We start from the raw sequence: 22,794 nt of genomic DNA, 5'->3' as shown, positions 1-22,794 counted from the left end.
GTGGTCTTCCCTTCTCATCCTCCGCACCACGACGGCGGGACCGGCGGCCCCTGGGGAAATCCGTGGCGGCGCGGTCACGCACGACGGGCCGGGCAGGTACGGAGCGACCGCGGAAGTCCCGACCGCCCCGGCCCCCGTGGCACCACCGGGGACGGCCCCCCGGCCGTCCGAACACGCCTGGCAGCCGACGCAGAACCCCCCGCGTCGGCCCGATCAGCATGGCACCCGCGCGTCGCTCAGCGGAGCCGAACGGTCACATCAACGGGACTTCCGGCACCGCGCCGGCCGACGACCCGTCAGGGGGGCCGGAGCCTGCGAAGCCCTTCCCCGGACGTCCAGGGGGTGCGCCGATCACGAACCACGGGCGGTGGGTCCGACGGCCGGTCCTTCGCATCCGGGTGCGCCGCTCCGACGGGGGTTCAACCGGATTACGGCTTTCAACAGGTCGGTACCGACCGGACGTTACGCACCAGCGGGTCGGCGGGAGTTACTGGACGTGCCGATCGGGCCGCGAGCACTGCTCGCAACGCCCGGCGGCCAGCGCGCCCGAGAGCCGGCACCGGCACCGGTCGCCGCACCCCGATCACCGGACCCGAAGGGACAGTGTCATGACCACCTCCATCCGCAGCCGGTACCAGCAGGACATCGCCAACTACTGGAACGCCGAGGAGCGGCCCGTCAACCTGCGCCTGGGTGACGTGGACGGCCTCTACCACCACCACTACGGCGTGGGGGACGTCGACTGGTCCGTGCTCGACACCCCCGAGACCGACCGCGACCAGGCGATCATCAACGAGATGCACCGGCTGGAGACCGCGCAGGCGCACCTGCTGATCAGTCACCTGGGCCGGGTCGGGTCCGAGCAGCGGATCCTGGACGCGGGCTGCGGGCGCGGCGGCACCTCGGTGCTGGCGCACCAGGCCTTCGGCTGCCACGTGGACGGCGTCTCGCTCTCCTCCAAGCAGGTCGACTTCGCCAACCGCCGGGCCGCGGAGCTCGGCATCGAGAACCGGGTGAGGTACCACGTCGGCAACATGCTGGAGACGGGTTTCGAGCGGGGCGGGTACCAGGCGATCTGGAACAACGAGTCGACCATGTACGTGGACCTGAACGACCTGTTCGCCGCGCACTCGGCCCTGCTGGCCCGGGGCGGCCGGTACGTGACCATCACCGGCTGCTACAACGACGTCTACGGGCAGCCGTCCAAGGCGGTGTCCACCATCAACGCCCACTACGAGTGCAACATCCACGGCCGCTCCGAGTACTTCGCCGCACTCGCCGCCAACCGCCTGGTCCCCGTCCACGTCGAGAACCTCACCGCCGCCACCATCCCCTACTGGGAACTGCGCACCAAGTCCTCGGTCACCACCGGCATCGAGGACGCCTTCCTCTCCTCCTACCAGGACGGCAGCTTCCAGTACCTCCTGATCGCCGCCGACCGCATCTGACCGTCGAACTGACGGAACGTCTCTCCATCAGGACTTCGAGCCGGACGGCGAACCGCCGTCCGGCGGTGGGGAGTCGCGGAACCGGCACGCGGTGAGCACTCGTGCCGAATTCCGATCAGGGAGAGGAGGCCGACGCCTGTCAGATGTTCAACGCCCGTCCGATGTTCAACAGATGAGGTCACCGCACGGCTGTCGCCCCACCGGACATGGGAGCGTACTGACTACTGTGGGCGCCGACCGGCCACCGTGGCAGGACGCCCGGTGACTTCCGTAACGCCGTCCGAGCGGACGGAAGGGGGCCGGGTGATGACCGGCGTCGCGGCCGACCACGGCGAACACCGGGCCGGGCCGCTGCTGGACCGGGCGCGCGGGCTGGTCGACGCCCTGTTGCGCACCTCGGTCCAGGAGATGCCCGCCAGGATGCGGCTGGTCTGCGGCTACCAGCTCGGCTGGTGGGAGGCGGACGGGAGCAAGCGGGCCGGCGGCTCCGGCAAGGCCCTGCGTCCCGCGCTGGCCCTCGCCGCGGCCCGGGCGGTCGGCGGGGTCGGCGCCGACGCAGTGCCGGCGGCGGCCGCCGTCGAGCTGGTGCACAACTTCTCGGTGCTGCACGACGACGTGCTGGACCGGGACGAGACGCGCCGTCACCGACCCTCCGCCCGGCAGGCGTTCGGCACCGCCGACGCGATCCTGGCCGGGGACGCGATGCTGGTGCTCGCCCCGCAGGTGCTGGCCCGAGGGGACCATCCCGCGCGGGCCGAGGCGGTGCGCCGGCTCGGGGTCTGCGTGGTGGAGCTGTGCGAGGGGCAGCACCTGGACCGCGCCTTCGAACAGCGCGACGAGGTCAGTATCGTCGAGTACCTGGAGATGGCGGCCGGGAGGACCGGTGCACTGCTCGGACTGTCCTGCGCACTCGGTGCGCTGGCCGTCGGGGCCCCCATCGGGGTGGTGCTGGCGTTGGACGCCTTCGGCCGCCAACTGGGCACGGCGTTCCACCTGGCCGACGACCTGCTCGGGATCCGGGGCGACCCCGCCGTCACCGGCAGCCCCGCCGGCGCCGACCTGCGGGCCCGGAAGAAATCCCTGCCGGTGGTGGCCGCGCCGGTCGGTGGCACCGGGCCCGGCCGGCGCCTGCGCGTCCGCTACGGCCGGCACCGCCCGCTCACCCCGGCCGAGCCGGCCCGGGCCGCCGAGCCGGTGGTCCTGGCGGGCGGCCGCAGTTGGGCGGAGGAACAGGCCGAGCTGTACACCGTCTCGGCCCTCGGCATCCTGGACCGCTCGCTGCTGCCCGGCGGCGACAGTACGGCGCTGCGCGCGCTGGCCGCCCTGGTCACCCGGAGGCCGCGGTGAGCACCGACCGCTCCGTCGGACCGGGCGGCCGGGCAGGCCCTAGGCTCGACGGTCATGGTCGACTTCTATCCTCCCACCGGTCCGTACGGCAAAGGCATGCTCGACACCGGGGACGGCAACCGCATCTACTACGAACAGTTGGGCAACCCCGAGGGCAAGCCCGCCCTCTACGTGCACGGCGGCCCGGGATCCGGCACGCCGGACCGGCCGACCAGGTCCTGGGACCCGGAGCGGTACCGGCTCATCCGCTTCGACCAGCGCAACTGCGGGCGGAGCACCCCGCACGCGAGCGACCCGGCGGCGGACATGCGCCTGAACACCACTCAGCACCTGATCGACGACATCGAGCGCCTGCGCGAACACCTGGGCGTGGAGCGGTGGTTGCTGAACGGCGCGTCCTGGGGTTCGACGCTTCTGCTGGCCTACGCGCAGCAGCATCCCGAGCGGGTCACCGAGATCGTCATCCAGGCGGTGACCACGACCCGGCCGGCCGAGACCGACTGGCTCTACCGGGGTGCGGGGCGGTTCCGGCCGGAGGCGTGGGACCGGTTCCGCGACGGTGTGCCCGAGGAGGAGCGGGACGGTGACCTGCTGGCCGCGTACGCCCGGCTGATGGAGCACCCCGACCGGGCGGTCCGGGTGCGGGCGGCCCGGGACTGGCTGGCCTGGGAGGACGCGGTGATCTCGGACGAGCCCAACGGCGTGCCCGGGATGTACAGCGACCGGGAGCTCGACGCGCAGATCGCGTTCGTCCGGATCTGCGCGCACTTCTTCAGCCGCGGCGCCTGGCTGGAGGAGGACCAACTGCTGCGCAACGCGCACAGGTTGGCCGGGATCCCGGCGGTGCTGGTGCACGGCCGGCACGACATGGGCAGCCCGGTGCAGACGGCCTGGGAGCTGGCGAAGAGGTGGCCGGACGCGCGGCTGGAGATCTTCGAGGACTCGGGGCACGTCGGCAGCGCGGCGATGGCGGCGGCGGTCCGGGCGGCGATCGAGGAGTTCAAGGACCGCTGACCCCGACCGGTGGGGCACCGTCGGCCCAGACGGTGCCCCACCGTCTGGGCCGACGCCCCGTCAGACCGACCGGCCGGGGCCGGACATCAGGTGGGCGAGCACGGCCAGGACCCGACGGTTGTCGTCGTCGGAGGGGGTGAGGCCGAGCTTGGTGAAGATGCTGGTGCTGTGCTTGGAGACGGCCTTCTCGCTGACGAAGAGCCGGTTCGCGATGGCGCTGTTGGAGCGTCCCTCGGCCATCAGTTCCAGCACCTGGCGCTCCCGCACGGACAGTCTGGCGAGCGGCTCGGTACGGCCGAGCAGCTTGGTGACCACCTCCGGGTCCATGACGGTGCCGCCGCCGGCGACCGTACGGATCACGTCGAGGAACTGGTCGTCGCTGAACACCCGGTGCTTGAGCAGGTAGCCGACCCCGCCCGCCTGGTCGGCGAGCAACTCCTCGGCGTAGATCCGCTCCACGTACTGGGAGAGCAGCAGGATCGGCAGGCCCGGGAGCCGCTGCCGGGCGGCCAGAGCCGCGCGGAGCCCGTCGTCGGTGTGGGTGGGCGGCAGCCTGATGTCCACGATCGCCAGGTCCGGCCGATGTTCGAGCAGCGCGGCGAGCAGGCCGGGGGCGCTGTCGGTGGCCGCCGCGATCTCGAACCCGCGCGACTTGAGGAGCCGGACCAGCCCCTCGCGGAGCAGGAAGAGATCCTCCGCGACGACTACCCGCACGGCACCTCCACGGTCACGACGGTCGGCCCGCCGGGCGGGCTGCTGACCGTCAGGATGCCATCGAAGGCCGCCAACCGTCGCCCCACCCCCGTCAGTCCGCTGCCCCGGGCGGGATCGGCGCCGCCCACGCCGTCGTCGGTCAGCTCGATCCGCAGCAGTCCGCCGGTCCGGCCGGCCCGGATCAGCAGGCTGTCGGCCGAGGCGTGCCGGACGGCGTTGGTGGCCAGCTCGGCGACCGCGAAGTAGCAGGCCGATTCGAGCGGCAGGTCGAGCCGTTCGGGCAGCTCGATCTCGGTCGTGCAGGGCAGCGGCAGGTCCAGCGCCAGCGCCCGGAGGGCCTCGCCGAGCCCCCGGTCGGCCAGCATCGGCGGATAGATCCCCCGGACCAGCCCGCGCAGCTCCGCCAGCGCCGCCGTGGCGGAGACCCGGGCCTCCACCAGCAGCGCGGTGGCCTCCTGAGGGTTGCTCAGCACCAGTCCCTCCGCGGCCCGCAGGCCCATCCCGATGGCGACCAGCCGGCCCTGCGCACCGTCGTGCAGGTCCCGCTCGATCCGGCGCAGCTCGGCGGCCGCCGAGCCGACCGCGTCGGCCCGGGTCTCGGTCAGCTCCCGTACCCGGCGGGCCAGCGCCGGATCGGGTGCGCGTCCGAGCAGCCGCCGGGCGTCCGGCAGGACGGTGCGCGGCAGCAGCCAGAGGCCGAAGGCCAGCAGCAGCGCGCCCTGGATGCCGCCGAGCACCGCCATGTGGTTGCCCAGCTCCAGCGGTATCGGCGGCGTCGGGCCGGACGGTGTACCGAAGGTCTCCAGCTCCACCAGGGAACGCCCGAAGCCACCCTGGACCACGTCGTACGCCCCGACCGCCACCAGCCCCAGCGCCGCCAGGTCCGCCGCCGCCCGTGGCCACCGGACCAGCGCGACCAGCAGGGCGGGCAGCAGCGCCAGCCCGATCAGGTAGCCCAGCACGGCCACCCCGACCCCGGTGCCCGGGGACGCGGGTGCCCAGGGGTCCGGGCCGAGCAGGTCGGCGGCCATCACCACGACGGCGGGCAGCAGCAGAGCCCAGCGTCCGGCTCCGGTCGGCCCGGCCACGGTCGGCCGGAGCAGGGCGAAGGCGGCGCCCGCCGCGAGCACCAGGACGCCTGCGGCACCCGGCAGCAGAGCCAGGCCCGGGGCGGTCGGACCCTTCCCGAACGAGCCGAGCCAGAGCAGCAGCTCACCGGTCAGCACGGCGACCGCGGGCAGCAGTGGACCCCCGGCGACCGGCCCGGTCGGGAGCAGCGCGGTGGCCAGCAACCCGGACAGCAGCAGCGCGGCCGGGAGCGGGCCTGCGGGCTGCAGGTCCGGCACGGTCATCAGGATCGAGGAGCCGCCCGAGCCGGCGCCGGGCCCCGGGGTGTGCAGGTCGACCAGCAGGACCGAGACGCTGCTGTACGCCGCCGCGCCCACCAGGGCCGCCACCACCGGCCACCCGATCCGGTTCGCCAGTCGGCCCGCCGCCCGGGCCGGGCCGTCCGCCGCGCGCTCGGCCCGGACGGCGAGCACCGCGCAGACCGCCGTCAGCGCCATGATCACGCCCTGCGGCCAGGCTCCGGCGTGGATGTGAAACGGCCACATAGCGGCCCCCGTCCCCTCGTTCGGACCGCGCTCTGCGGTCCGAAGATCATGGTGCGGGGCGGGACCCGGTGGGCGCCATGGACCGGAACCCCCCTCCGGGGTGGGTGTACACCTACCTCCGAGCGGCGGGCGGTTGCTGGGCCTGGTGGGAATCAGACCAAACCGTGACCTGCGGGTGCGACCTTTTCGGTGGGGTCGCGCGTCTGAGAAGTCGAGAGCCGATCATGAGTGGACCGGCCTGTGCCGGAGTGTTGGGGGAGTGACGACGGTGAAGTCGATGCGCAGGGGCCTCGCGGTGGGGGCGCTCGGAGGCGCTCTGGTGCTGATGGCCACGGGGTGCAGTGGCGGGAACAGCCCGGCCGGGTCGGGATCGGGCCAGGCCGCCGCCGCCCTGCAGGGCGCCCCGTCGGCGTCGGCTCCGGCCAAGCCGACCGTGTCGACGGCCGTGGTCTCGATCGAGCCGGGCAACGGCGCCAAGGACGTCAAACCGGCCGGTGCGCTGAAGGTCTCGGTGGCGGGCGGCAAGCTGGCCGCCGTCCGGGTGACCGGCCAGGACGGCAAGGAGGTGCCCGGCGCGGTCACCGCCGACGGCCTCGGCTGGGCCCCGACGGCCGGTCACCTGGAGATCTCCTCGACCTACACGGTCAAGGCCACGGCCACCGACGCGGCGGGTGTGGCCACCACGGCGGAGAGCAGCTTCAGCACGCTGACCCCGGCCAAGAGCGCCGGGACCAGTACCAACATCGAGAGCGGCCAGAGCTACGGCGTCGGCATGATCGTCTCGGTCCGCTTCGACAAGGCGGTCCAGGACAAGGACGCGGTGCTCAAGGGCATCACCGTCGAAGCCTCGGACGGCACGGTGGTGAAGGGGCACTGGTTCGACGGCCGGCGGCTGGACTTCCGGCCGGAGAAGTACTGGACCCCGGGCACCAAGGTGACGGTCCACCGCCGCCTGGCGAGCGTGGAGACGGCCCCCGGTGTGTACGGCGGAGCGGACAAGGACGAGCCGTTCACCATCGGCCGGTCGCAGGTCTCCACGGTGGACCTGAGCTCGCACCGGATGACCGTGGAGCGGGACGGCCAGGTCGTCGACACCGTCCCGGTCACCGGCGGCAAGTCGGGCTTCGACACCTGGAGCGGCACGATGGTGGTCGAGGCGATGGAGGGCACCACCCGGATGACCTCGGCCGGGGTCACCTCGGCCGGCTCCGGCGACGAGTACGACCTGGTGGTCCCGCACGCGATCCGGCTCACCGACTCCGGCACCTACGTGCACGGCAACTACTGGAGCGGCTCGATCGGTTCGGCCAACGGCAGCCACGGCTGCATCGGCGTGCAGGACGTCCAGGGCGGCAGCGACGGCTCGCGGGCGGGCACGTTCTACAACTCGACGGTCGTCGGCGACGTGGTCAGGGTGGTCAACTCCAAGGGCGACGTGGTCTCCCCGGAGAACGGCCTGGGCGGCTGGAACGTCCCCTGGGGCTCCTGGTAGCCGGCCGGGGCGGCGATCCGGATGCCGTCGCCGCCCCGAAGTGATGTGCTGGGCAGAGGGACAAGCGCGCCGTCGAGGCGGCGGCGCCCCGGTGCACAAGGAGGGTCCGGCCATGGCTGTTCTCATCCACGCGGTGGTCCCGGGTATCACCGTCGAGCAGTACGACGCGCTGAACGCGCGGCTCCAGCAGACACCCGGGATCTTCGACGGGTGCCTCTCGCATGTCTGCGCACCGACCGACCAGGGTCTGGAGATCTTCGACGTCTGGGCGAGCGAGCAGCAGATGACGGCGTTCGCGGACCGGATGATGCCGATCGCGGTGGAACAGGGCTGGCCCGCCACGCCCGGCAGGCCGGAGGTGCTGCCGGTGCACAACTACTGGACCCCGAAGGTGTGACGGCGCTCCGGCGGTCCCGTCCCGGCGACGGCCGAGCGACCCTCAGGCCATCCGGTGCACGCTCTTGCCGTGGGCGGGGCCGTCCGCGAGCCGGGCGCTGTCGGTGAGCGGCTGAGGTGCCCCGGGCCGGGGCTGTGCTGACCGGCCGTCAGTGGTGGAAGCCGGCGCGGTCGGACTCGGGCGGCACGCCGTGGGTCAGGCGCTGGAGGGCGCGGCGCATGTCGGCGGCCAGCAGGGCGATCTCGTCGCGGCCGACGCCGTGCCGGATCAGGACCCGCTGGATCACGGTGTCCTGCTGGTCGGCGGGCAGCGGGTACGCGGGCACCTGCCAGCCGCGCATCCGCAGCTGGTCGGAGAGGTCGTACAGGCTGAAGCCCGCGCCGGCCGGGTCGGTGAGCTTGTAGGAGACGGCGGGCAGCGCCCCGTTCCCGTCGTACAGCAGGGTGAAGGGGCCCATCGCGGCCACCTCGCCCGCCAGGTACCGGGCGGTGTCCGCGCACGCCTGCTGGACCCGGCGGTAGCCGCCACGGCCCAGGCGCAGGAAAGTGTAGTACTGGGCGACGATCTCACCGCCGGGGCGGGAGAAGTTCAGCGCGAAGGTGGGGATGTCGCCGCCGAGGTAGTTGACCCGGAACACCAGGTCCTCGGGGAGCAGGTCGGCGGTGCGCCAGATCGCCCAGCCCACGCCCAGCGGGGCCAGCCCGTACTTGTGGCCGGAGGTGTTGATGGAGGCGACCCGGGGGAGCCGGAAGTCCCAGACCAGGTCGGGGTGGAGGAACGGGGCGATGAACCCGCCGCTGGCGGCGTCGACGTGGATCGGCACGTCCCAGCCGGTCTCGGCCTGGATCCGGTCGAGTTCGGCGGCGAACTCGGCCACCGGCTCGTAGTCGCAGGTGAAGGTGACGCCGAGGATGGCCACCACGCCGATGGTGTTCTCGTCGACGTAGTCCTTCAGCTGGTGCGCCCGCAGGCCGGTGGCGCCGGGCTCCAGCGGGACCTGGCGCAGCTCGACGTCGAAGTAGCGGGCGAACTTGTCCCAGCAGATCTGCACCGGCCCGCAGACCAGGTTGGGCCGTTCGGTGGACTTGCCCTCGTTGCGCCGCCGCTGGCGCCAGCGCCACTTCAGGGCGAGTCCGCCGAGGATCGCGGCCTCGCTGGAGCCGGTGGTGGAGCAGCCCATCGCGTTGGGGGCGTTCTCGCCGGTGGACGGCGCGTTCCACAGGTCGGCCAGGATGTTGACGCACCGTGACTCGATCTCGGCGGTCTGCGGGTACTCGTCCTTGTCGACCATGTTCTTGTCGAGGCACTCGTCCATCAGCCGGTGCACCTCGTCGTCCGACCAGGTGGTGCAGAACGTCGCCAGGTTCTGTGCCGCGTTCCCGTCCAGCAGCAACTCGTTGTGGATCAGGGCGTAGACCACGCCGGGCGGCGAGTGGTCGGCCGGCATCCGGTGCTTGGGCAGCACGTCCTCGCTGAGCGGGGAGGCGAACAGGTCGGTGGCCGAGTCCTCGGCGCCTGGGTCCTTGGCTTCGTGCAGGGCCACGGGTGTCTCCTCGGGCGGCGGGAACGGCGCGTGCGGGTACGCATGCAGATATACCGGACATTCCGGATGCACGCACCCGGCCCGCCGCGGCCTGCCCGCGCCGGGCGGTGGGCAACTGCGCCACGGCGCGGTGGGTCTGACGTCCCGTTCAGCCGCTTCGGGGGTGGTACAGCTGCCGTGCCCGGGACGGGTCGACCGGCCCGTCCGTCGGCAGCGTGAGGAAATGCTCCAGCTGCCACTGCTGGGCGCGTTCGGCCTGGCGGTTGGTGGTGGCCACCCAGGGCGGGTAGACCCGGAACGCCCGCTTGCCGCCCACCCCGGCCGTCGAGACGATGCCCTGCCGGCGGAGCGTCTCCATCGACAGGACGAACTGGCCGAGGCGGTCGCCGTCGCGGGTGCCGATCACGAACAGGTCGACCGGGTCGGAGGTGTCGAAGGGTGCGATGGGTCCGTCCGGTGACCTCTTCCACACCGTGACGAACTGGCCGGCCTTGGTCGGGGTGGTCCGGGCCGCCCGGAACCGGACCGCCCGGCCGTCGAGCGTGAACGTGTGGGCGGCGTACTCGGGGCTCTCGGCCTCGGGGACGGGCGGCGAGCAGCGGAACCCGCACGGGTCGTAGACCTGCGCCTTCGCCACGCGGAGATCACCGGGCAGCGCGCCGGTGTCGGGCCAGGGCAGCGGTTCGAGCGGGTTCTCGCGGGTGGTGGGCATCAGCCCACTCTGTCATTCCGTGGGGCGACCGGAGCGCCGAGGGCCTACTTCGGTTTCGCCGCGCGGAGGGAGTGGCTCAGCGGGACCCGGGGCCGGTCGGACGGGAAGCGGTAGCCCGCGTCCCGCTGGTCGAGGGCGGGGAAGAGGGGAACAGCGAGAAGTCGTGTTCGTGCAGGAATTTCAGGTGAAGCCCGGTGGCGGTGAGGGCGCTGACGACGTCTCCGATACCGTGCTGCCACTCGACCGTCAGGTTCGCGGTGGTGGCCGCGTCCTGGTCGGCGTACGTGCAGGGCTCGTCCCCGACGGTCGGTTCGCGCCGGAAGTAGTCGGCCTCGACCACAGCCGCTTCGCCCAGCGGGCCGGGTCGTCGTCGTACGTCGCCTTGGCCGCCATGCCGGGATCGCGGTGCTGCCGATGTGGTCGACGTGCAGCGCCAACGGTACGAGCGCGGCGCGCAGTGCGGTGGCGATGGCGAATCCGTGGGCCTGCCAGGCGGGGTGGGGCCGCCACCAGGGGCCGAGTGGGCGTCGTGTCGTTGGCCGTCCGGGGAGTGCGGGAGCGAGTGTTCCGGGCTCGCCGGAACGTCCTCGCGATACCGTTCCCGCTGGTGGACGAGGGCTGGGGGCGCGTGAGCAGGAGGCGGTACGTGGCGAGAGAGGTGCCGGGTGGGGCGACCGCTACGAGCGCTGCCCCGATGATCTCCTGGTCGAACTGAACGGTGCCGCCGCTCCCGAGCGGATCACTGCCCTGCTCAAGCGGTACCGGGCGATGAAGCGTTGAATCCTGGCCGCCACCTCCCCGATGCGGCCCGGCCCCACACCCCGCCCCGAGCTGCTGCGGAGCAGCACTACGCTGACAGGCCGAAGGCGATCATGGACGAGGGCGGGGTCGGCAATGCAGCAGCGCATCGCGGTGGTGTCAGGTGGCGGGACGGGAATCGGGAGGGCGATCGCACGAGAGCTTGCCGCAGCCGGAAACCGGGTGGTCATTCTCGGCAGGCGCATCGACGTACTGGAACGGGCCCGGGCCGAGATCGACCGCGCCGTGGGCAGCCCCTGTGTGGTGCCGATCGCGGCTGATCTGACCGTCCCGGCCCAGGTGAACGACGCCGCACAGGCGATCGCGGACATCGGCGAGGTCGACGTCCTGGTCAACAACGCGGGAGCGGTGATCACCCAGCCCACCGACGGGAGCCTCGACGCGCTGGCCGACGCCTGGCGGCGGGACCTGGACACCAACCTGCTGACCGCTGTACTGCTCACCACCGCGCTGCTCGACCACCTGCGCCGCCCGGGCGGACGGCTGGTCGTGATCAGCTCGGCCGCCGCCCAGCGCGGCGGTGCCGGCCCGCACTCGGCCGGCTCGTACGCAGCTGCCAAGGCCGCGCTGCACGGTTGGGCGTTCGGATTGGCCCGACAGCTGGGGCCGGAGGGCATCACGGTCAATGTGCTGGCACCCGGCTACGTGTCGGACACCGAGATCTTCGGTGCGGACTGGACCCCGGAGTTCCACGCCGGCAAGATCGCCGACACCCTGGTCGGCCGGGCCGGCACTCCCGAGGACGTCGCCACCGCCGTCGGTTACCTGACCTCCCCCGGGGCCGGCTACCTCACCGGGCAGGTGATCGGCCTCAACGGCGGCGCGGTGCTGGGCCGGTAGCAGAGGTGCGGCTGCTGGTGCGGGCGGCGGTCGTGGCCGCTGCCGCCAAACTCCTCCGCACCAGGAAGCAGCCTGGGCGCACCACTGTCGACGTGTCGACACATGCCGTCGGCGTGGGGCCGGTGTGATCATTTCGTGCTCCGGCCGCCGGGGTGCGTGGCATGCTGTGGCCGCTGTTGATCGAATACGGGGGGTCAAGCGGTGTTGTTCGTCGTCGGGTTGGTGTTCACGGTGGTGCCGGGGGGCCTGTGGGCCATGACGGTGCGGACCCATCGGGTGGGCTGGGCGGTCGGTGCGGTGCTGGCAGCATGTGCGGTGGGGAAGTTCCTGGTGCAGAACGACCTGGTGGCCGTCGAACGGGGACGGGACGATCTGGTCGGGCTGGCCCTGCTGATACCGGTCCCGGTCATCGTCGCTGGGTGGTCGCTGGAGCGCTGGACGGCGGGGCCGCGGAAGGTGGCGCCGCTCCAGGACCGTTCGCAGGCGGCCATCGCGGGTCTGATCGGCTACACGCTGGTGGCCGCTGTGGTGACCGGGTTGGTCTACCACGACGGAGGCAAGGACAACCTGCCGTCGTCCGCCCTGGTGCTGCCGCTGCCGGTCGGACTGGTCTCGCAGGAGCGGGGCCCCGCCTGCGACGCGGACGCCGACCGGTGCGGGGTCGGGTTCAGGGTCACGAGCAGTACGGGGCTGACGGTGCAGCAGATCGAGCAGCGGGTGCGCGAGCACCTGGAGCGGAGCCACGGCTGGCACCTCGACAGCAGCGGCCGGGACTGCCGCCCGAGCGGGTGGGTCCTGGACCGGTCGCAGACCTGCGTCCGGGTCACGGTGGTGCCGGGGAGCCGGCAGGTCGCCGTCGACCTGCTGAACGACAGCACGGGCGGGAATCCCACCGGGCCGTGAAGGGGCCGAGCCCGCGTCAGCCGACGTACCCGGCCCGCCGGGTGCGGTCTTCCGGCGGCCGGGGATCAGGGTCATGCTGGTCGTGGGAGGCCGTGACATGACCTGGATGGGACCGAGCACCGCCGACGAGGTGACGGTGCCCGACATCGTCGGGCTGATCGTGACCGACGCGCGCACGGTCGCGTGGAAGGCCGGCCTGGTGATCACCACGGACGATCCGGACGGGCCGCCGCTCGGGGCGCTGACCTGGCCGGGGGTCTGGGTGGTCACCGGGCAGAATCCGGCCCCCGGTGCCCGGATGCGCCGCCGGGGCTCGCTGGCGGTCCGGTTCGAACGGGCGCCCGGCAACCAGGCCGGTGGCTCGGAGCAGTAGCCCGGCGCCGACTCCCGGAGGGGGAGTCAGCCGTCGATCCCGGCGAGGAAGTCGAGCACCCGCTCGGTCAACAGGGCGGTCGCCGCCCGGTCGTACGACGGCAGCGAGGCGTCCGTGAACAGGTGCTCGTGGCCGGGGTAGCGGAACAGCTCGGCCTCGGGCGCGGACTCGACCAGGGCGCGGGCCGCCTCGAGGTCACCGTCGTCGACGAAGAACGGGTCGGCGTCCATCCCGTGCACCTGGACGGGCACGCCCGTCGGCCAGCGCTCCCCGAACTCCGAGACCGGGAAGCAGGCGTGGAGCAGCAGCGCGCCCCTGGCCCCGGCCCGGGTCTGGGCCAGCAGCTGGGCCGGCATGACGCCGAGTGAGAAGCCCACGTAGACCAGCTCGTTGCTTAGCTCCTTGACGGCCGCGACACTGCGCTCCAGGAGCGTGTCGAACCCGGTCAGGCGCGCGTAGGCGATGCCCTCCTCCAGGGTGGCGAAGGTGTGCCCCTCGTAGAGGTCGGGCAGGTAAACGGTGTGGCCCGCCCGGCGCAGCTCGGCGGCGAACGACGCCACGCCCTCGGTCAGCCCGTGCGAGTGGTGGTAGAGGACGATCTCGGCCATGGCGTGGACCCCTAAAAGTCTAATGATCCGAAAATGTGGAACGTTCGGTGATGTTAAACTAGTCCAACCATGTCGAGCAATGATCCAACCCCGGACTACTACCTCGATGACACGATCGAGCTCACCACGGCGGCGCAGGTACGGGCGATCGGTGATCCGCTGCGCACCACGCTGCTCGGACTGCTGCACGAGCGCGCCGCGACGGTGACGGAGCTGGCCGACGCGGTCGGGCGCCCGAAGAGCACCGTCGCCCACCACGTCGGCGTGCTGGTCCGGGCGGGCCTGCTGCGGGTCGTGCGGACCAGGCGGGTCCGGGCGATGGAGGAGCGCTACTACGGCCGTACCGCGCGGATGTTCTTCGTCGGCCTCGGCCGGCAGGTGGACGGGGTCGCGCTGCCGCTGGACTTCAACGACTTCGAGGTCGCGGCCAAGGAGTCCGCCCCGGCGTACGAGAGCGGCCGGCTGCGCGGCTTCCTGCGGCACGCCCGGATTCCCGAGGAGCGGGCGGCGGAGTTCTGGGCCCGGATCGACCAGGTGGTCCAGGAGTTCGACCGGCTGCCGCGCTCCGGCGACGAGGTCTACGGGTTCGCGGTGGGCCTGTACCCGATGCCCGGCCACCCGACCCTGCCGGAGCGCGAGGGCTGAGCGGCGCCGCGGTCGGGGTCGACCACGGCATCGTGGCCCCACCCGCTGGAGGAAGGCCGCCTCCCTCGCCGACGCCCGTGAACGCCATCCCTGGCCGGCCTGCTCACCGACACCGCCGACAACGACCCGCACATGCAGCGGGTCAACGGCGCGCTCGGCTGCCGGCCGACGAGGGTGACCTGACCGGCTGACGGCCGGTCAGGCGGCGTACACCCGGAACTCGGAGACCTGCCCGGCCGGCCAGCCGGTGTTGCCGGTGAAGACCAGCCGGACGTACCGGCTGCTCGCGGTGGCCGGCAGGGTCAGGGTGGCGGTGTTCCCGGTGGCCGGGTCGAAGGCACAGGCCGTGGCGCCCAGCAGCTGACCGAAGGTGCCGCCGTCGGGGCTGCCCTGGACGGCCACGGTCTGCGTCCTGGTGGCCCAGGCGGTGGCGGGCGGCAGGGTGAGGACGATCCGGCGGATGCCGGTGGCGGCGCCCAGGTCCACCTGAAGCCACTGCGGGAAGGCGTTGTTGGCGCTCTCCCAGTAGCTGTTCGGATCGCCGTCCACGGCGTTGCCCGAGCCGTACACCTGGGTGTGGCTGCTCTCCGAGGTCGGCCGGTGGAGCGCGAGGTTGACGGTGGGTGAGCTGCCGGCGGTCGTGGTGGCGGCGACCTGGCCGGAGGGCTGGGAGACGCCTCCGGCCGCGTCCAGCGCCTGCACGTCGAAGGTGTACGAGGTCGAGGCGGTCAGCCCGGTCACGGTGAACGCGGTGGTGTTGCCGGACGTGGTGCCGACCGGGGTGGCGGTGCCGCCGGTGATCCGGCGGACCCGGTAGCCCGTCACGCCCACGTTGTCGGTGGACGCCGTCCAGGCCAGCGCCGCCGTGGTGTCGGTGAGGGCCGTGACGCGCAGGCCGCCGGGGGCGGTCGGCGGCACGGTGTCGCCACCGCCGCCGACCACCGGCTGGGTGGGCCGGACGGCGGTGAGGGCGAGCTGACCCTTCAGCATCCGGCCGCCGTCGCCGGTCAGTCGGAGGTAGTAGTCGGAGGAACAGGCGGTGCCGTCCTCGTCGAGCGCGAGGAAACCCGACCCGGCCGGCACCCACGCCTGGGACTCGGCGGTCTTGGCGATCTGGTTGCCCTCGTTGTACTCGTCGAACATCGAGACGTAGACGCTCGGCACCCCGGCCCGGCCCATGTGGTAGAACTGCCGCCACATGAAGTCACCGTGGGCCCGCTGCCGGCCGGACACACCACCGGGCAGCACGCACGGCTGGTAGTCGATGCCGTGCGCGGCGCACTCGGCCAGGTCGGGCACGGTCGCGACGTTGTAGAAGTTGTCGGCGTCCCCGACGTTGCCGATCCGGCCGACCAGCCAGGGCGAGAGCATGTCGAAGGCGTGGTAGACCCCGCTGAACCCGGGCCGGGAGTCGCGGTCGCCCGTCCGCCACCAGGTCGGCACCCCGCCGATCACGTAACAGCCCTGCGCCTTGAACCAGTTCACCACGTCCAGGCAGGCGTCCGGGCCGAACGGCCGCTGGTTGTCGTCGAAGCCGAACCCCCAGATGCACACCACCGGCTTGCCGTTCTGCCGCGCGTAGGCGGACGAGGCGGTGTGCGTCCGCATCTTGGCGGTCCAGTCGGTCTTGATGTCCGCCTGCATGGTCGTCCAGTCGGAGACGTCGTACATCACGTAGAACTTGACGCCCTGGGACTCGGCCGCGCTGCGCACCTTGGCCGCCATCGCGTCGCGGGTCGGGCCCTCGCCGCCGGTGGGGTTGAAGCGCTGGAGGGCGGCGGTGTCGATGCCGTACTGCTTCATCCAGCGGAAGTGCACGTCCACGGTCGACTGGTCGTAGGAGGAGAACAGCGAGGCGGGCTGCCCGTTGCCGAGGTTGCCGTAGGCGGTGCGGTAGGCGGTCGGGTAGTCGCGGACGTCGGGCCAGGCCACGATCGCGTTGTTGGTGGGGGAGGGCGACTGGCCCCAGTTCTGCGCCCAGTGCCACCAGCCGTTGATCGGGGCACCGTCCCCGGCGCAGGCGAACCAGCCCTGGTAGCCCACGGTCACCTTGCCGACCACGTCACCGGGCGCGCTCGCCGCCACCGCCGGTCCGGCGAGCGCGGTCTCACCGAGGCCCACCGCTCCGGCGACCCCCGCCGCAGCTGCGGCCTGCAGAAACGCCCGTCGCGTGACACCCATCTGGATCTCCTCCGATTGGTCGTCAACTCCACTGCCGGAACGGATGGTTGCGCGGTGACGGCAGCGCGGAGCCCGATGCGGGAGAGCGTAATGAGGTGGACATGTGAGCGCAATAGAGCTGTCACAAGACGCAAAAAGCGATCAGGATGATGCAATAACAAGAGCCGAGGACCGATGCCCAGCCCGCTCCGCTGCCTGACGGGCCGTCGACCGATGGTGGCTCAGCGGTGGAAGCCGTCGGCGCAGGCGGCGTCCGGATCGTCCTTCCAGCGGCAGAGGACGAGGGAGGAGCCGTAGTGCGCGACGTCGAGGTGGGTGACGGGGCTCAGTCCGGGGGTCGACGCCTCCGGTGCGACGGTGAAGGTGAGGACCGGGCCGCCCTCGACCCGGGTGAGGGCCCAGGTGCCGGTCGCGTCGATCGGGTCGGGGGCGCGACCCCAGTCCAGGGCGGCCGGGATCCGGTCGGCGGTGAAGCGGCCGTCGGCGCCCAGCTCCAGTCGGCCCGGGCCGGTCACGTTGTGCCAAGTGCCCTGCAGGGCGGCGGCGGTGACCGCGCCCGCGCCGTGCATCTCCTGGCTCGCGCGGCCGGCCACGCCCCACTGGCAGCCGCCGACCAGCAGGAGGAGGCCCACCGCCAGGGCGCCGAGACGGTACCGGGGGCGCTGCTTCCGGGCCCGGGCGGCGCCGAATACGGCCAGCACCAGGGCCTGGGCGGGCCAGAACAGGGCGAACAGCATCCCCAGGTCGCAGAGCAGGAGCAGGACGAGCGGGTCGGCGAAGTGCGGCCGGTGCCGACGGACGACCAGGAAGGCGCCGGTGGCGCCGATGCCGAGCCCCCACAGGGCCGAGGTCAGGAGGTAGCAGTCCCAGCCGAGTTGGGCCGGGAAGTGCGGCCCGAGCACGGCTGACAGCCTGCCGCCCGCGATCATCGCCCACACCAACAGCCCGATCGCGGCGAAACCGAGCAGCAGGAAGCCGCCGCAGCCGATGGGCAGTGGCAGGCTCCCGCCCTCGGGCTCAACGGTCGGCTGCTGCTGCTCCGCTGTGCTGGTCGCTGCTGCGTCGCCCATCTCCGGCCCCATTTCGAACGCGTTCAAATCCATGCCGGGGCTCACTGTAGGGCCTGGCTCCCGGCCTCCTCAAGCGGGGGCCCTCCGGCGTGGGGGCCGGCCGAGGATACGGGGTCCGCGATGGGGCCCCGGTCGGGGTGCGTGGCTCACACCTGTGGCGGGCATGCTGTGCGGTCCGGTTAACTCCCGACGCCCTCCCACCGTGATCACCCGTTAATGCGAGCTTTCTAGAGTGGCCGGCGTGGGAGCCACCCACCGCCCGCCGCACCACGCCCCACGGGTGTCCGGCGGGGACCTGATCCCTGGGGAGGGAGCCACGGTGCCGATGCCAGGCCAGGAGACCGACCGCGTGCGCACGGTCTGTTCGTACTGCGGCGTCGGCTGCGGCATCGTGCTGGACCTCGGCCGGGACGCCGTCACCGGTCGGCGGACCGTCCGGAAGACCTCGGGCGACCGCGGGCACCCGGCCAACTTCGGCCGGCTCTGCACCAAGGGGTCGACCAGCGCCGACATGATGGCCGCCGAGGGCCGGGCCACCCGGGCACTGATCCGCGCCGGGCGCGGCGCCGAGCCGGCCGAGCTGGACGTGGACGCGGCGATCACGGCGGTGGCCGGGCGGTTGCGCGCGATCCTGGACGAGCACGGCCCCGACGCGCTGTCCTTCTACGTCTCCGGACAGATGTCGCTGGAGGCGCAGTACCTGGCCAACAAGCTGGCCAAGGGCTTCGTCCGGACCAACCAGATCGAGTCCAACTCCCGCCTGTGCATGGCCTCGGCCGGGACCGGCTACAAGCTGTCGCTCGGCGCGGACGGCCCGCCCGGCTCGTACCAGGACTTCGACCACGCGGACGCCTTCCTGGTGATCGGCGCGAACATGGCGGACTGCCACCCCATCCTGTTCCTGCGGATGATGGACCGGATCAGATCGGCCGGGGCGAAACTGATCGTGGTGGACCCCCGGCGGAACGCCACCGCCGCCAAGGCCGACCTGTTCCTGCAGATCAGGCCGGGGACGGACCTGGCACTGCTGAACGGCCTGCTGCACCTGCTGGTGGCGAACGGGCACACCGACGAGGCATTCATCGCGGAGTTCACCGAGGGCTGGGGCGAGATGCCCGCCTTCCTGGCGGACTACCCACCGGAGACGGTCGCCGCGATCACCGGGGTACCCGAGACCGACATCCGGCTGGCGGCGCGGTGGATCGGCGAGGCGGGGGAGTGGACGAGCTGCTGGACGATGGGGCTCAACCAGTCCACGCACGGCACCTGGAACACCAACGCCCTGGTCAACCTGCACCTGGCCACCGGCGCGATCTGCCGCCCCGGCTCCGGCCCGTTCTCGCTCACCGGCCAGCCCAACGCGATGGGCGGACGCGAGATGGGCTACCTGGGCCCGGGCCTGCCCGGGCAGCGTTCGGTACTGGTGGACGAGGAGCGGGCCTTCGTCGAGGAGCTCTGGGGTGTCGAGGCGGGCACCCTGCGGACCGAGGTCGGCCGGGGCACCGTGGAGCTGTTCGAGCAGCTGGCGGCCGGCACAGTCAAGGCCTGCTGGATCATCTGCACCAACCCGGTGGCCTCGGTGGCCAACCGCAGGACGGTCATCGCCGGGCTGGAGGCGGCCGAACTGGTCATCACCCAGGACGTGTTCGCCGAGACCGAGACCAACGCGTACGCCGACGTGGTGCTGCCCGCCACGCTCTGGGCCGAGTCCGACGGCGTGATGATCAACTCGGAGCGGAACCTGACCCTGGTCCCGGGCGTGGTCGACCCGCCCGGACAGGCGCTGCCCGACTGGCAGTTGATCGCCCGGGTGGCCTGCGAGATGGGCTTCGCCGACGGTTTCGGTTACGCGAGTGCCGAGGAGGTCTTCGAGGAGATCAAGCGGTTCCGGAACCCGAAGACCGGCTGGGACCTGAGCGGCGTCAGCTACGGGCGCCTGCGCGAGACCCCGGTGCAGTGGCCCGCCGTCCCCGGTGGCCCGGACCGCAACCCGATCCGCTACCTCAACGACGGCGTCAGCCAGACCCTGCTGGAGCGCGCCGACGGGAGCCGCCCCCGGCTGGCCTTCCCCACCGCCACCGGCCGGGCCCGGTTCTTCGGCCGCCCGCACCTGACGCCGGCCGAACTGCCCGACGAGGACTACCCGTTCGTCCTCAACACCGGCCGCCTGCAGCACCAGTGGCACACCCTCAGCAAGACCGGCAAGGTGGCCAAGCTCAACAAGCTCGACCCGGGCCCCTTCGTCGAGCTGCACCCCGAGGACGCCGCCGCCATGGACGCCCGGGACGGCGACCGGATCGAGGTCGCCTCCCGCCGGGGCCGCGCCGTGCTGCCCGCCGTCGTGACCGACCGGGTCCGGCCCGGCAACTGCTTCGCGCCCTTCCACTGGAACGACCTGTTCGGGGAGTACTTGAGCATCAACGCGGTCACCAGCGACGCCGTCGACCCGATCTCCTACCAGCCCGAGCTGAAGGCCTGCGCGGTGGCCCTGCGGGTGGTGGCCGGGCCGGCGGCGGTGGCCGTGGCCCGGCCCGCACAGGCGGGCGTCCCGGCGCTGGCCGCGCTGTTCGGCATCGCCGAGCTCGCGCCGCCGACGCTCAGCGAACCGGAGCGCCGGTACCTGTCGGGGTACCTCGCGGGGGTCGCGCTGGCGGCGCCCGGCGGCGTGCCGGTGCTGCCCGCCGACGCGCCGTTCAGCCCGGAGACGGCGCTGTGGGTCAACGGCCTGCTGGGCGGTACGTTCTCCCGGAGCGCCGCCACCGGGCCGGCCGGTGATGTCCGCGAGCCTTCCCAGGCACGGGAGTTGATCGTGCTCTGGGCCTCGCAGACCGGCAACGCCGAGGACTTCGCCGCGACCGTCGCGGCCCGGCTGGCCGGGACCGGCCGGACGCCGTCGGTCCGCAGCATGGCCGACTGCCCGGCCGGCAGCCTGCCCGCCGACGCCGACCTGCTGGTCATCTCCAGTACCTTCGGCGACGGCGACGCCCCCGACAACGGCGCCGACTTCTGGCACGCCCTCAACTCCTCGGACGCCGCCCGGCTGGAGGGCGTCCGGTACTCGGTGCTGGCCTTCGGCGACTCCGGCTACCAGGACTTCTGCGGCCACGGCCGCCGCCTCGACGAACGCCTCGCGGAGCTCGGGGCGACCCGGCTGCTGCCGCGCACCGAGTGCGACGCCGACTACGACGAGGCTGCCGCGCGGTGGCTGGAGCAGGTCACCGAGGCGCTGACCGCCGCCCCGGCCGTGGTGGTCCCGACGGACGGGCGACCGGCGCCGAAGGGGTACTCGAAGGCGTCCCCGTTCGCGACGCTGCTGATCGGCAACCGGCTGCTCAGCCTGCCCGGTTCGCAGAAGGAGGTGCGGCAGTTCGCCTTCGACACCCGGGGCGGGGAACTCGCCTACGAGGCGGGGGACGCCCTCGGGGTGTGGCCGGCCAACGGCGCCGGGCTGGTCGCCGAGTGGCTCGCGCTGACCGGGCTCGACCCGGAGGAGAGCGTCACGCTGCCCGACGGCGTCGCCCTCCCGCTCGGCGAGGCGCTGCGGACCCGGCTCGACATCGCCCGGATCACCCCGGACCTGCTCCGGTTCGTCGCGGAGCGGACGGGTGACCGGGGCCTCAAGCGGCTGCTGCGACCGGACAACAAGGGGGAGTTGGCGAAGTGGAGCTGGGGCCGGCAGGCGGCCGACCTGATCGGTGCCTTCCCGGTCCGGGCCGCCGCAGGGGAGTGGGCCGGGATCCTGAAGCGGCTCCAGCCACGGCTGTACTCGATCTCCTCCAGCCCGCTGGCGCACCCCGGCGAGATCCGCCTCACCGCCTCCGTGGTCCGCTACACCAACGACCTCGGCCGCGAGCGCAAGGGCGTCTGCTCCACCTACCTGGCGGACTGTGCGGACGACGGCCCGGTCCAGGTCTTCGTCCAGCGCGCGCCGCACTTCCGTCCGCCCGCCGACGCCGCCACCCCGATGGTCATGGTGGGCCCGGGCACCGGCGTGGCGCCGTTCCTCGGCTTCCTGGAGGACCGGCAGGCCCGGGGCCACACCGGCCCGAACTGGCTGTTCTTCGGCGAGCAGCGCGAGGCCACCGACTTCTACTACCGGGAGGAGCTGGAGGCGTTCCGCGCCACCGGCCACCTCACCCGCCTCGACGTCGCCTTCTCCCGGGACCAGCGCAACAAGGTCTACGTGCAGGACCGGATGCGCGAGCACGGCCCCCGGCTGTGGCGGTGGCTCCAGGAGGGCGCCCACTTCTACGTCTGCGGCGACGCGGGCCGGATGGCCAAGGACGTGGACCTGGCCCTGCGCGAGATCGTCGCGACCCACGGCGGGATGGACGAGGAGGCGGCCGGGGCGTACGTCCGGCTGCTGACCAACGATCAGCGCTACCTGCGGGACGTCTACTGAGCGAGGTCGGCCGGGGAGAGGCCCGGTGGAGGAAGCCGCTCCGCCGCGCTGGGGGTGCGTGACCGCTGGTGTCCGCCGCTGGCCAGCATCCGGACCTCGCCCCGGTCGCTGATCTCGGCCCGGATGATCCGGGAGCGGTCGGCGTACACCGGATGCCCGCCCGGGCCCAGCCGGCCGGTCGACTCGACCACCACGACGTCCTGGACATCCGGCGAGCCCGGGTCACCCGGGAAGGCCAGCGCGAAGCGATCGGCGACCGGCCGGACCCTCTTCTCCTTCGGCCGACCGGTCAACGGCCCCGCCGTGCCCAGCCCGGCGCGCAGACCGCGATCAGCACGGCGGCGACGCCGATCTGGAGGAAGTGGCGGATCCAGTCGATGCCACCGGTGTCGCGGACACCCAGGGCGCTCGCGAGCGCGTTGCCCGCCAGACCGCCGCCGATGCCGAGGAGCACCGTCAGCCAGAGCGGGATCGGCTGACGGCCCGGCAGGACCAGCTTGGCGAGCAGGCCGATGACCAGGCCAGCGACTATCGCCCACAGAAAGGACATGGCGTACTCCTTTGTTGGTGCGCGCCGCCCCGGCCGGCCGGCCGGGGCGTGATGCCCACCCGTCTGCCCGGGATCCGGCGGTCGAACCAGTCGGCCCGGCGTGGTCCCGTCCGGTGGGGGCGG

Annotated in this window: 20 protein-coding genes; 10 read left to right on the top strand and 10 right to left on the bottom strand. The window is 72.7% G+C overall.

Annotated features, from left to right (window positions below):
• Positions 1 to 608: 608 nt before the first annotated feature.
• The 3 genes from ACIRPK_RS06435 (at position 609) to pip (ending at position 3,809) form a co-directional block, all read left to right on the top strand.
• Positions 609 to 1,448 (top strand): geranyl diphosphate 2-C-methyltransferase, encoded by an 840-nt coding sequence (locus tag ACIRPK_RS06435; RefSeq protein WP_403033837.1) that lies wholly within the window; start codon positions 609 to 611, stop codon positions 1,446 to 1,448.
• A gap of 306 nt (positions 1,449 to 1,754) precedes the next feature.
• Positions 1,755 to 2,795, top strand: a complete 1,041-nt coding sequence (locus tag ACIRPK_RS06430) for a polyprenyl synthetase family protein (RefSeq protein WP_403033834.1) — start codon at positions 1,755 to 1,757, stop codon at positions 2,793 to 2,795.
• A 54-nt stretch (positions 2,796 to 2,849) separates the two neighbouring features.
• On the top strand, positions 2,850 to 3,809 hold the full coding sequence (gene pip / locus ACIRPK_RS06425) for a prolyl aminopeptidase (protein ID WP_403033831.1): 960 nt from the start codon (positions 2,850 to 2,852) through the stop codon (positions 3,807 to 3,809).
• Between the two features lie 60 nt (positions 3,810 to 3,869).
• Here the strand turns inward: pip and ACIRPK_RS06420 are convergent, their stop codons facing one another.
• The gene (locus ACIRPK_RS06420; RefSeq protein ID WP_403033828.1) at positions 3,870 to 4,523 is read right to left on the bottom strand and encodes a LuxR C-terminal-related transcriptional regulator; all 654 of its coding nucleotides are present in this window, start codon (positions 4,521 to 4,523) and stop codon (positions 3,870 to 3,872) included.
• On the bottom strand, positions 4,514 to 6,136 hold the full coding sequence (locus ACIRPK_RS06415; protein WP_403033825.1) for a sensor histidine kinase: 1,623 nt from the start codon (positions 6,134 to 6,136) through the stop codon (positions 4,514 to 4,516). The genes ACIRPK_RS06420 and ACIRPK_RS06415 overlap by 10 nt, the downstream gene beginning before the upstream one ends.
• A 277-nt stretch (positions 6,137 to 6,413) precedes the next feature.
• Between ACIRPK_RS06415 and ACIRPK_RS06410 the strand changes: the two genes are divergently transcribed.
• Complete coding sequence (locus tag ACIRPK_RS06410; protein ID WP_403033823.1) at positions 6,414 to 7,628, top strand: Ig-like domain-containing protein; 1,215 nt, start codon at positions 6,414 to 6,416, stop codon at positions 7,626 to 7,628.
• A 112-nt stretch (positions 7,629 to 7,740) separates the two neighbouring features.
• Entirely contained in the window at positions 7,741 to 8,025 is a 285-nt protein-coding gene (locus tag ACIRPK_RS06405) for a hypothetical protein (protein WP_403033820.1), read from the top strand.
• A gap of 148 nt (positions 8,026 to 8,173) precedes the next feature.
• Here the strand turns inward: ACIRPK_RS06405 and ACIRPK_RS06400 are convergent, their stop codons facing one another.
• From ACIRPK_RS06400 to ACIRPK_RS06390, 3 genes are all read right to left on the bottom strand, one after another.
• Entirely contained in the window at positions 8,174 to 9,568 is a 1,395-nt protein-coding gene (locus ACIRPK_RS06400) for a glutamate decarboxylase (protein ID WP_403033818.1), read from the bottom strand.
• 148 nt (positions 9,569 to 9,716) lie between these two features.
• Positions 9,717 to 10,280, bottom strand: coding sequence for a MepB family protein (locus ACIRPK_RS06395; protein WP_403033815.1), 564 nt, complete (start codon positions 10,278 to 10,280; stop codon positions 9,717 to 9,719).
• A 76-nt stretch (positions 10,281 to 10,356) separates the two neighbouring features.
• Positions 10,357 to 10,620 carry a hypothetical protein gene (locus tag ACIRPK_RS06390; protein ID WP_403033812.1) on the bottom strand — a complete coding sequence of 88 codons (264 nt, stop codon included), beginning with the start codon at positions 10,618 to 10,620 and terminating at the stop codon, positions 10,357 to 10,359.
• Between the two features lie 554 nt (positions 10,621 to 11,174).
• Between ACIRPK_RS06390 and ACIRPK_RS06385 the strand changes: the two genes are divergently transcribed.
• From ACIRPK_RS06385 to ACIRPK_RS06375, 3 genes are all read left to right on the top strand, one after another.
• Entirely contained in the window at positions 11,175 to 11,939 is a 765-nt protein-coding gene (locus ACIRPK_RS06385; protein ID WP_403033809.1) for an SDR family NAD(P)-dependent oxidoreductase, read from the top strand.
• Positions 11,940 to 12,140: 201 nt separating this feature from the next.
• Positions 12,141 to 12,842 carry a hypothetical protein gene (locus ACIRPK_RS06380; protein WP_403033808.1) on the top strand — a complete coding sequence of 234 codons (702 nt, stop codon included), beginning with the start codon at positions 12,141 to 12,143 and terminating at the stop codon, positions 12,840 to 12,842.
• Between the two features lie 97 nt (positions 12,843 to 12,939).
• Complete coding sequence (locus ACIRPK_RS06375) at positions 12,940 to 13,215, top strand: PASTA domain-containing protein (RefSeq protein WP_403033805.1); 276 nt, start codon at positions 12,940 to 12,942, stop codon at positions 13,213 to 13,215.
• A gap of 26 nt (positions 13,216 to 13,241) precedes the next feature.
• On the opposite strand, the gene ACIRPK_RS06370 is transcribed toward ACIRPK_RS06375, so the two are convergent.
• On the bottom strand, positions 13,242 to 13,823 hold the full coding sequence (locus ACIRPK_RS06370; RefSeq protein ID WP_403033803.1) for a dienelactone hydrolase family protein: 582 nt from the start codon (positions 13,821 to 13,823) through the stop codon (positions 13,242 to 13,244).
• A 69-nt stretch (positions 13,824 to 13,892) separates the two neighbouring features.
• Here ACIRPK_RS06370 and ACIRPK_RS06365 point away from each other — a divergent pair, with 69 nt between their 5' ends.
• On the top strand, positions 13,893 to 14,468 hold the full coding sequence (locus ACIRPK_RS06365) for an ArsR/SmtB family transcription factor (RefSeq protein ID WP_403033801.1): 576 nt from the start codon (positions 13,893 to 13,895) through the stop codon (positions 14,466 to 14,468).
• Positions 14,469 to 14,666: 198 nt separating this feature from the next.
• On the opposite strand, the gene ACIRPK_RS06360 is transcribed toward ACIRPK_RS06365, so the two are convergent.
• Together ACIRPK_RS06360 and ACIRPK_RS06355 are read right to left on the bottom strand one after the other, a co-directional pair.
• Complete coding sequence (locus tag ACIRPK_RS06360) at positions 14,667 to 16,649, bottom strand: discoidin domain-containing protein (RefSeq protein ID WP_403033799.1); 1,983 nt, start codon at positions 16,647 to 16,649, stop codon at positions 14,667 to 14,669.
• Positions 16,650 to 16,870: 221 nt separating this feature from the next.
• Complete coding sequence (locus tag ACIRPK_RS06355) at positions 16,871 to 17,719, bottom strand: hypothetical protein (RefSeq protein ID WP_403033796.1); 849 nt, start codon at positions 17,717 to 17,719, stop codon at positions 16,871 to 16,873.
• Positions 17,720 to 18,044: 325 nt separating this feature from the next.
• On the opposite strand from ACIRPK_RS06355, the gene ACIRPK_RS06350 reads away from it, so the two are divergent.
• Positions 18,045 to 22,121, top strand: coding sequence for a molybdopterin-dependent oxidoreductase (locus ACIRPK_RS06350; protein WP_403033794.1), 4,077 nt, complete (start codon positions 18,045 to 18,047; stop codon positions 22,119 to 22,121).
• On the opposite strand, the gene ACIRPK_RS06345 is transcribed toward ACIRPK_RS06350, so the two are convergent.
• Both ACIRPK_RS06345 and ACIRPK_RS06340 read right to left on the bottom strand, forming a co-directional pair.
• Positions 22,115 to 22,414: a DUF6296 family protein gene (locus tag ACIRPK_RS06345; RefSeq protein WP_403033792.1), complete on the bottom strand. Its 300-nt coding sequence runs from the start codon at positions 22,412 to 22,414 to the stop codon at positions 22,115 to 22,117. The genes ACIRPK_RS06350 and ACIRPK_RS06345 overlap by 7 nt on opposite strands.
• Entirely contained in the window at positions 22,411 to 22,671 is a 261-nt protein-coding gene (locus ACIRPK_RS06340; RefSeq protein WP_403033790.1) for a GlsB/YeaQ/YmgE family stress response membrane protein, read from the bottom strand. Before ACIRPK_RS06340 ends, ACIRPK_RS06345 begins: the two co-directional genes overlap by 4 nt.
• Positions 22,672 to 22,794 lie beyond the last annotated feature (123 nt).

This window comes from Kitasatospora sp. NPDC101801 (genome assembly GCF_044766665.1).
In the GTDB taxonomy this organism is placed as follows: domain Bacteria; phylum Actinomycetota; class Actinomycetes; order Streptomycetales; family Streptomycetaceae; genus Kitasatospora.
The sequence above is the reverse complement of the archived record's forward strand: the minus strand, read 5'-3'. Positions and strand labels throughout refer to the sequence as shown.

Excerpts from the sequence above, each read along its gene's own strand:
- ACIRPK_RS06435 (WP_403033837.1), top strand. The coding sequence starts at position 609 with ATGACCACCTCCATCCGCAGCCGGTACCAGCAGGACATCGCCAACTAC.
- ACIRPK_RS06430 (WP_403033834.1), top strand. The coding sequence starts at position 1,755 with ATGACCGGCGTCGCGGCCGACCACGGCGAACACCGGGCCGGGCCGCTG.
- pip (WP_403033831.1), top strand. The coding sequence starts at position 2,850 with ATGGTCGACTTCTATCCTCCCACCGGTCCGTACGGCAAAGGCATGCTC.
- ACIRPK_RS06415 (WP_403033825.1), bottom strand. The coding sequence starts at position 6,136 with ATGTGGCCGTTTCACATCCACGCCGGAGCCTGGCCGCAGGGCGTGATC.
- ACIRPK_RS06410 (WP_403033823.1), top strand. The coding sequence starts at position 6,414 with ATGCGCAGGGGCCTCGCGGTGGGGGCGCTCGGAGGCGCTCTGGTGCTG.
- ACIRPK_RS06405 (WP_403033820.1), top strand. The coding sequence starts at position 7,741 with ATGGCTGTTCTCATCCACGCGGTGGTCCCGGGTATCACCGTCGAGCAG.
- ACIRPK_RS06395 (WP_403033815.1), bottom strand. The coding sequence starts at position 10,280 with ATGCCCACCACCCGCGAGAACCCGCTCGAACCGCTGCCCTGGCCCGAC.
- ACIRPK_RS06385 (WP_403033809.1), top strand. The coding sequence starts at position 11,175 with ATGCAGCAGCGCATCGCGGTGGTGTCAGGTGGCGGGACGGGAATCGGG.
- ACIRPK_RS06375 (WP_403033805.1), top strand. The coding sequence starts at position 12,940 with ATGACCTGGATGGGACCGAGCACCGCCGACGAGGTGACGGTGCCCGAC.
- ACIRPK_RS06370 (WP_403033803.1), bottom strand. The coding sequence starts at position 13,823 with ATGGCCGAGATCGTCCTCTACCACCACTCGCACGGGCTGACCGAGGGC.
- ACIRPK_RS06365 (WP_403033801.1), top strand. The coding sequence starts at position 13,893 with ATGTCGAGCAATGATCCAACCCCGGACTACTACCTCGATGACACGATC.
- ACIRPK_RS06360 (WP_403033799.1), bottom strand. The coding sequence starts at position 16,649 with ATGGGTGTCACGCGACGGGCGTTTCTGCAGGCCGCAGCTGCGGCGGGG.
- ACIRPK_RS06355 (WP_403033796.1), bottom strand. The coding sequence starts at position 17,719 with ATGGGCGACGCAGCAGCGACCAGCACAGCGGAGCAGCAGCAGCCGACC.
- ACIRPK_RS06350 (WP_403033794.1), top strand. The coding sequence starts at position 18,045 with ATGCCAGGCCAGGAGACCGACCGCGTGCGCACGGTCTGTTCGTACTGC.
- ACIRPK_RS06340 (WP_403033790.1), bottom strand. The coding sequence starts at position 22,671 with ATGTCCTTTCTGTGGGCGATAGTCGCTGGCCTGGTCATCGGCCTGCTC.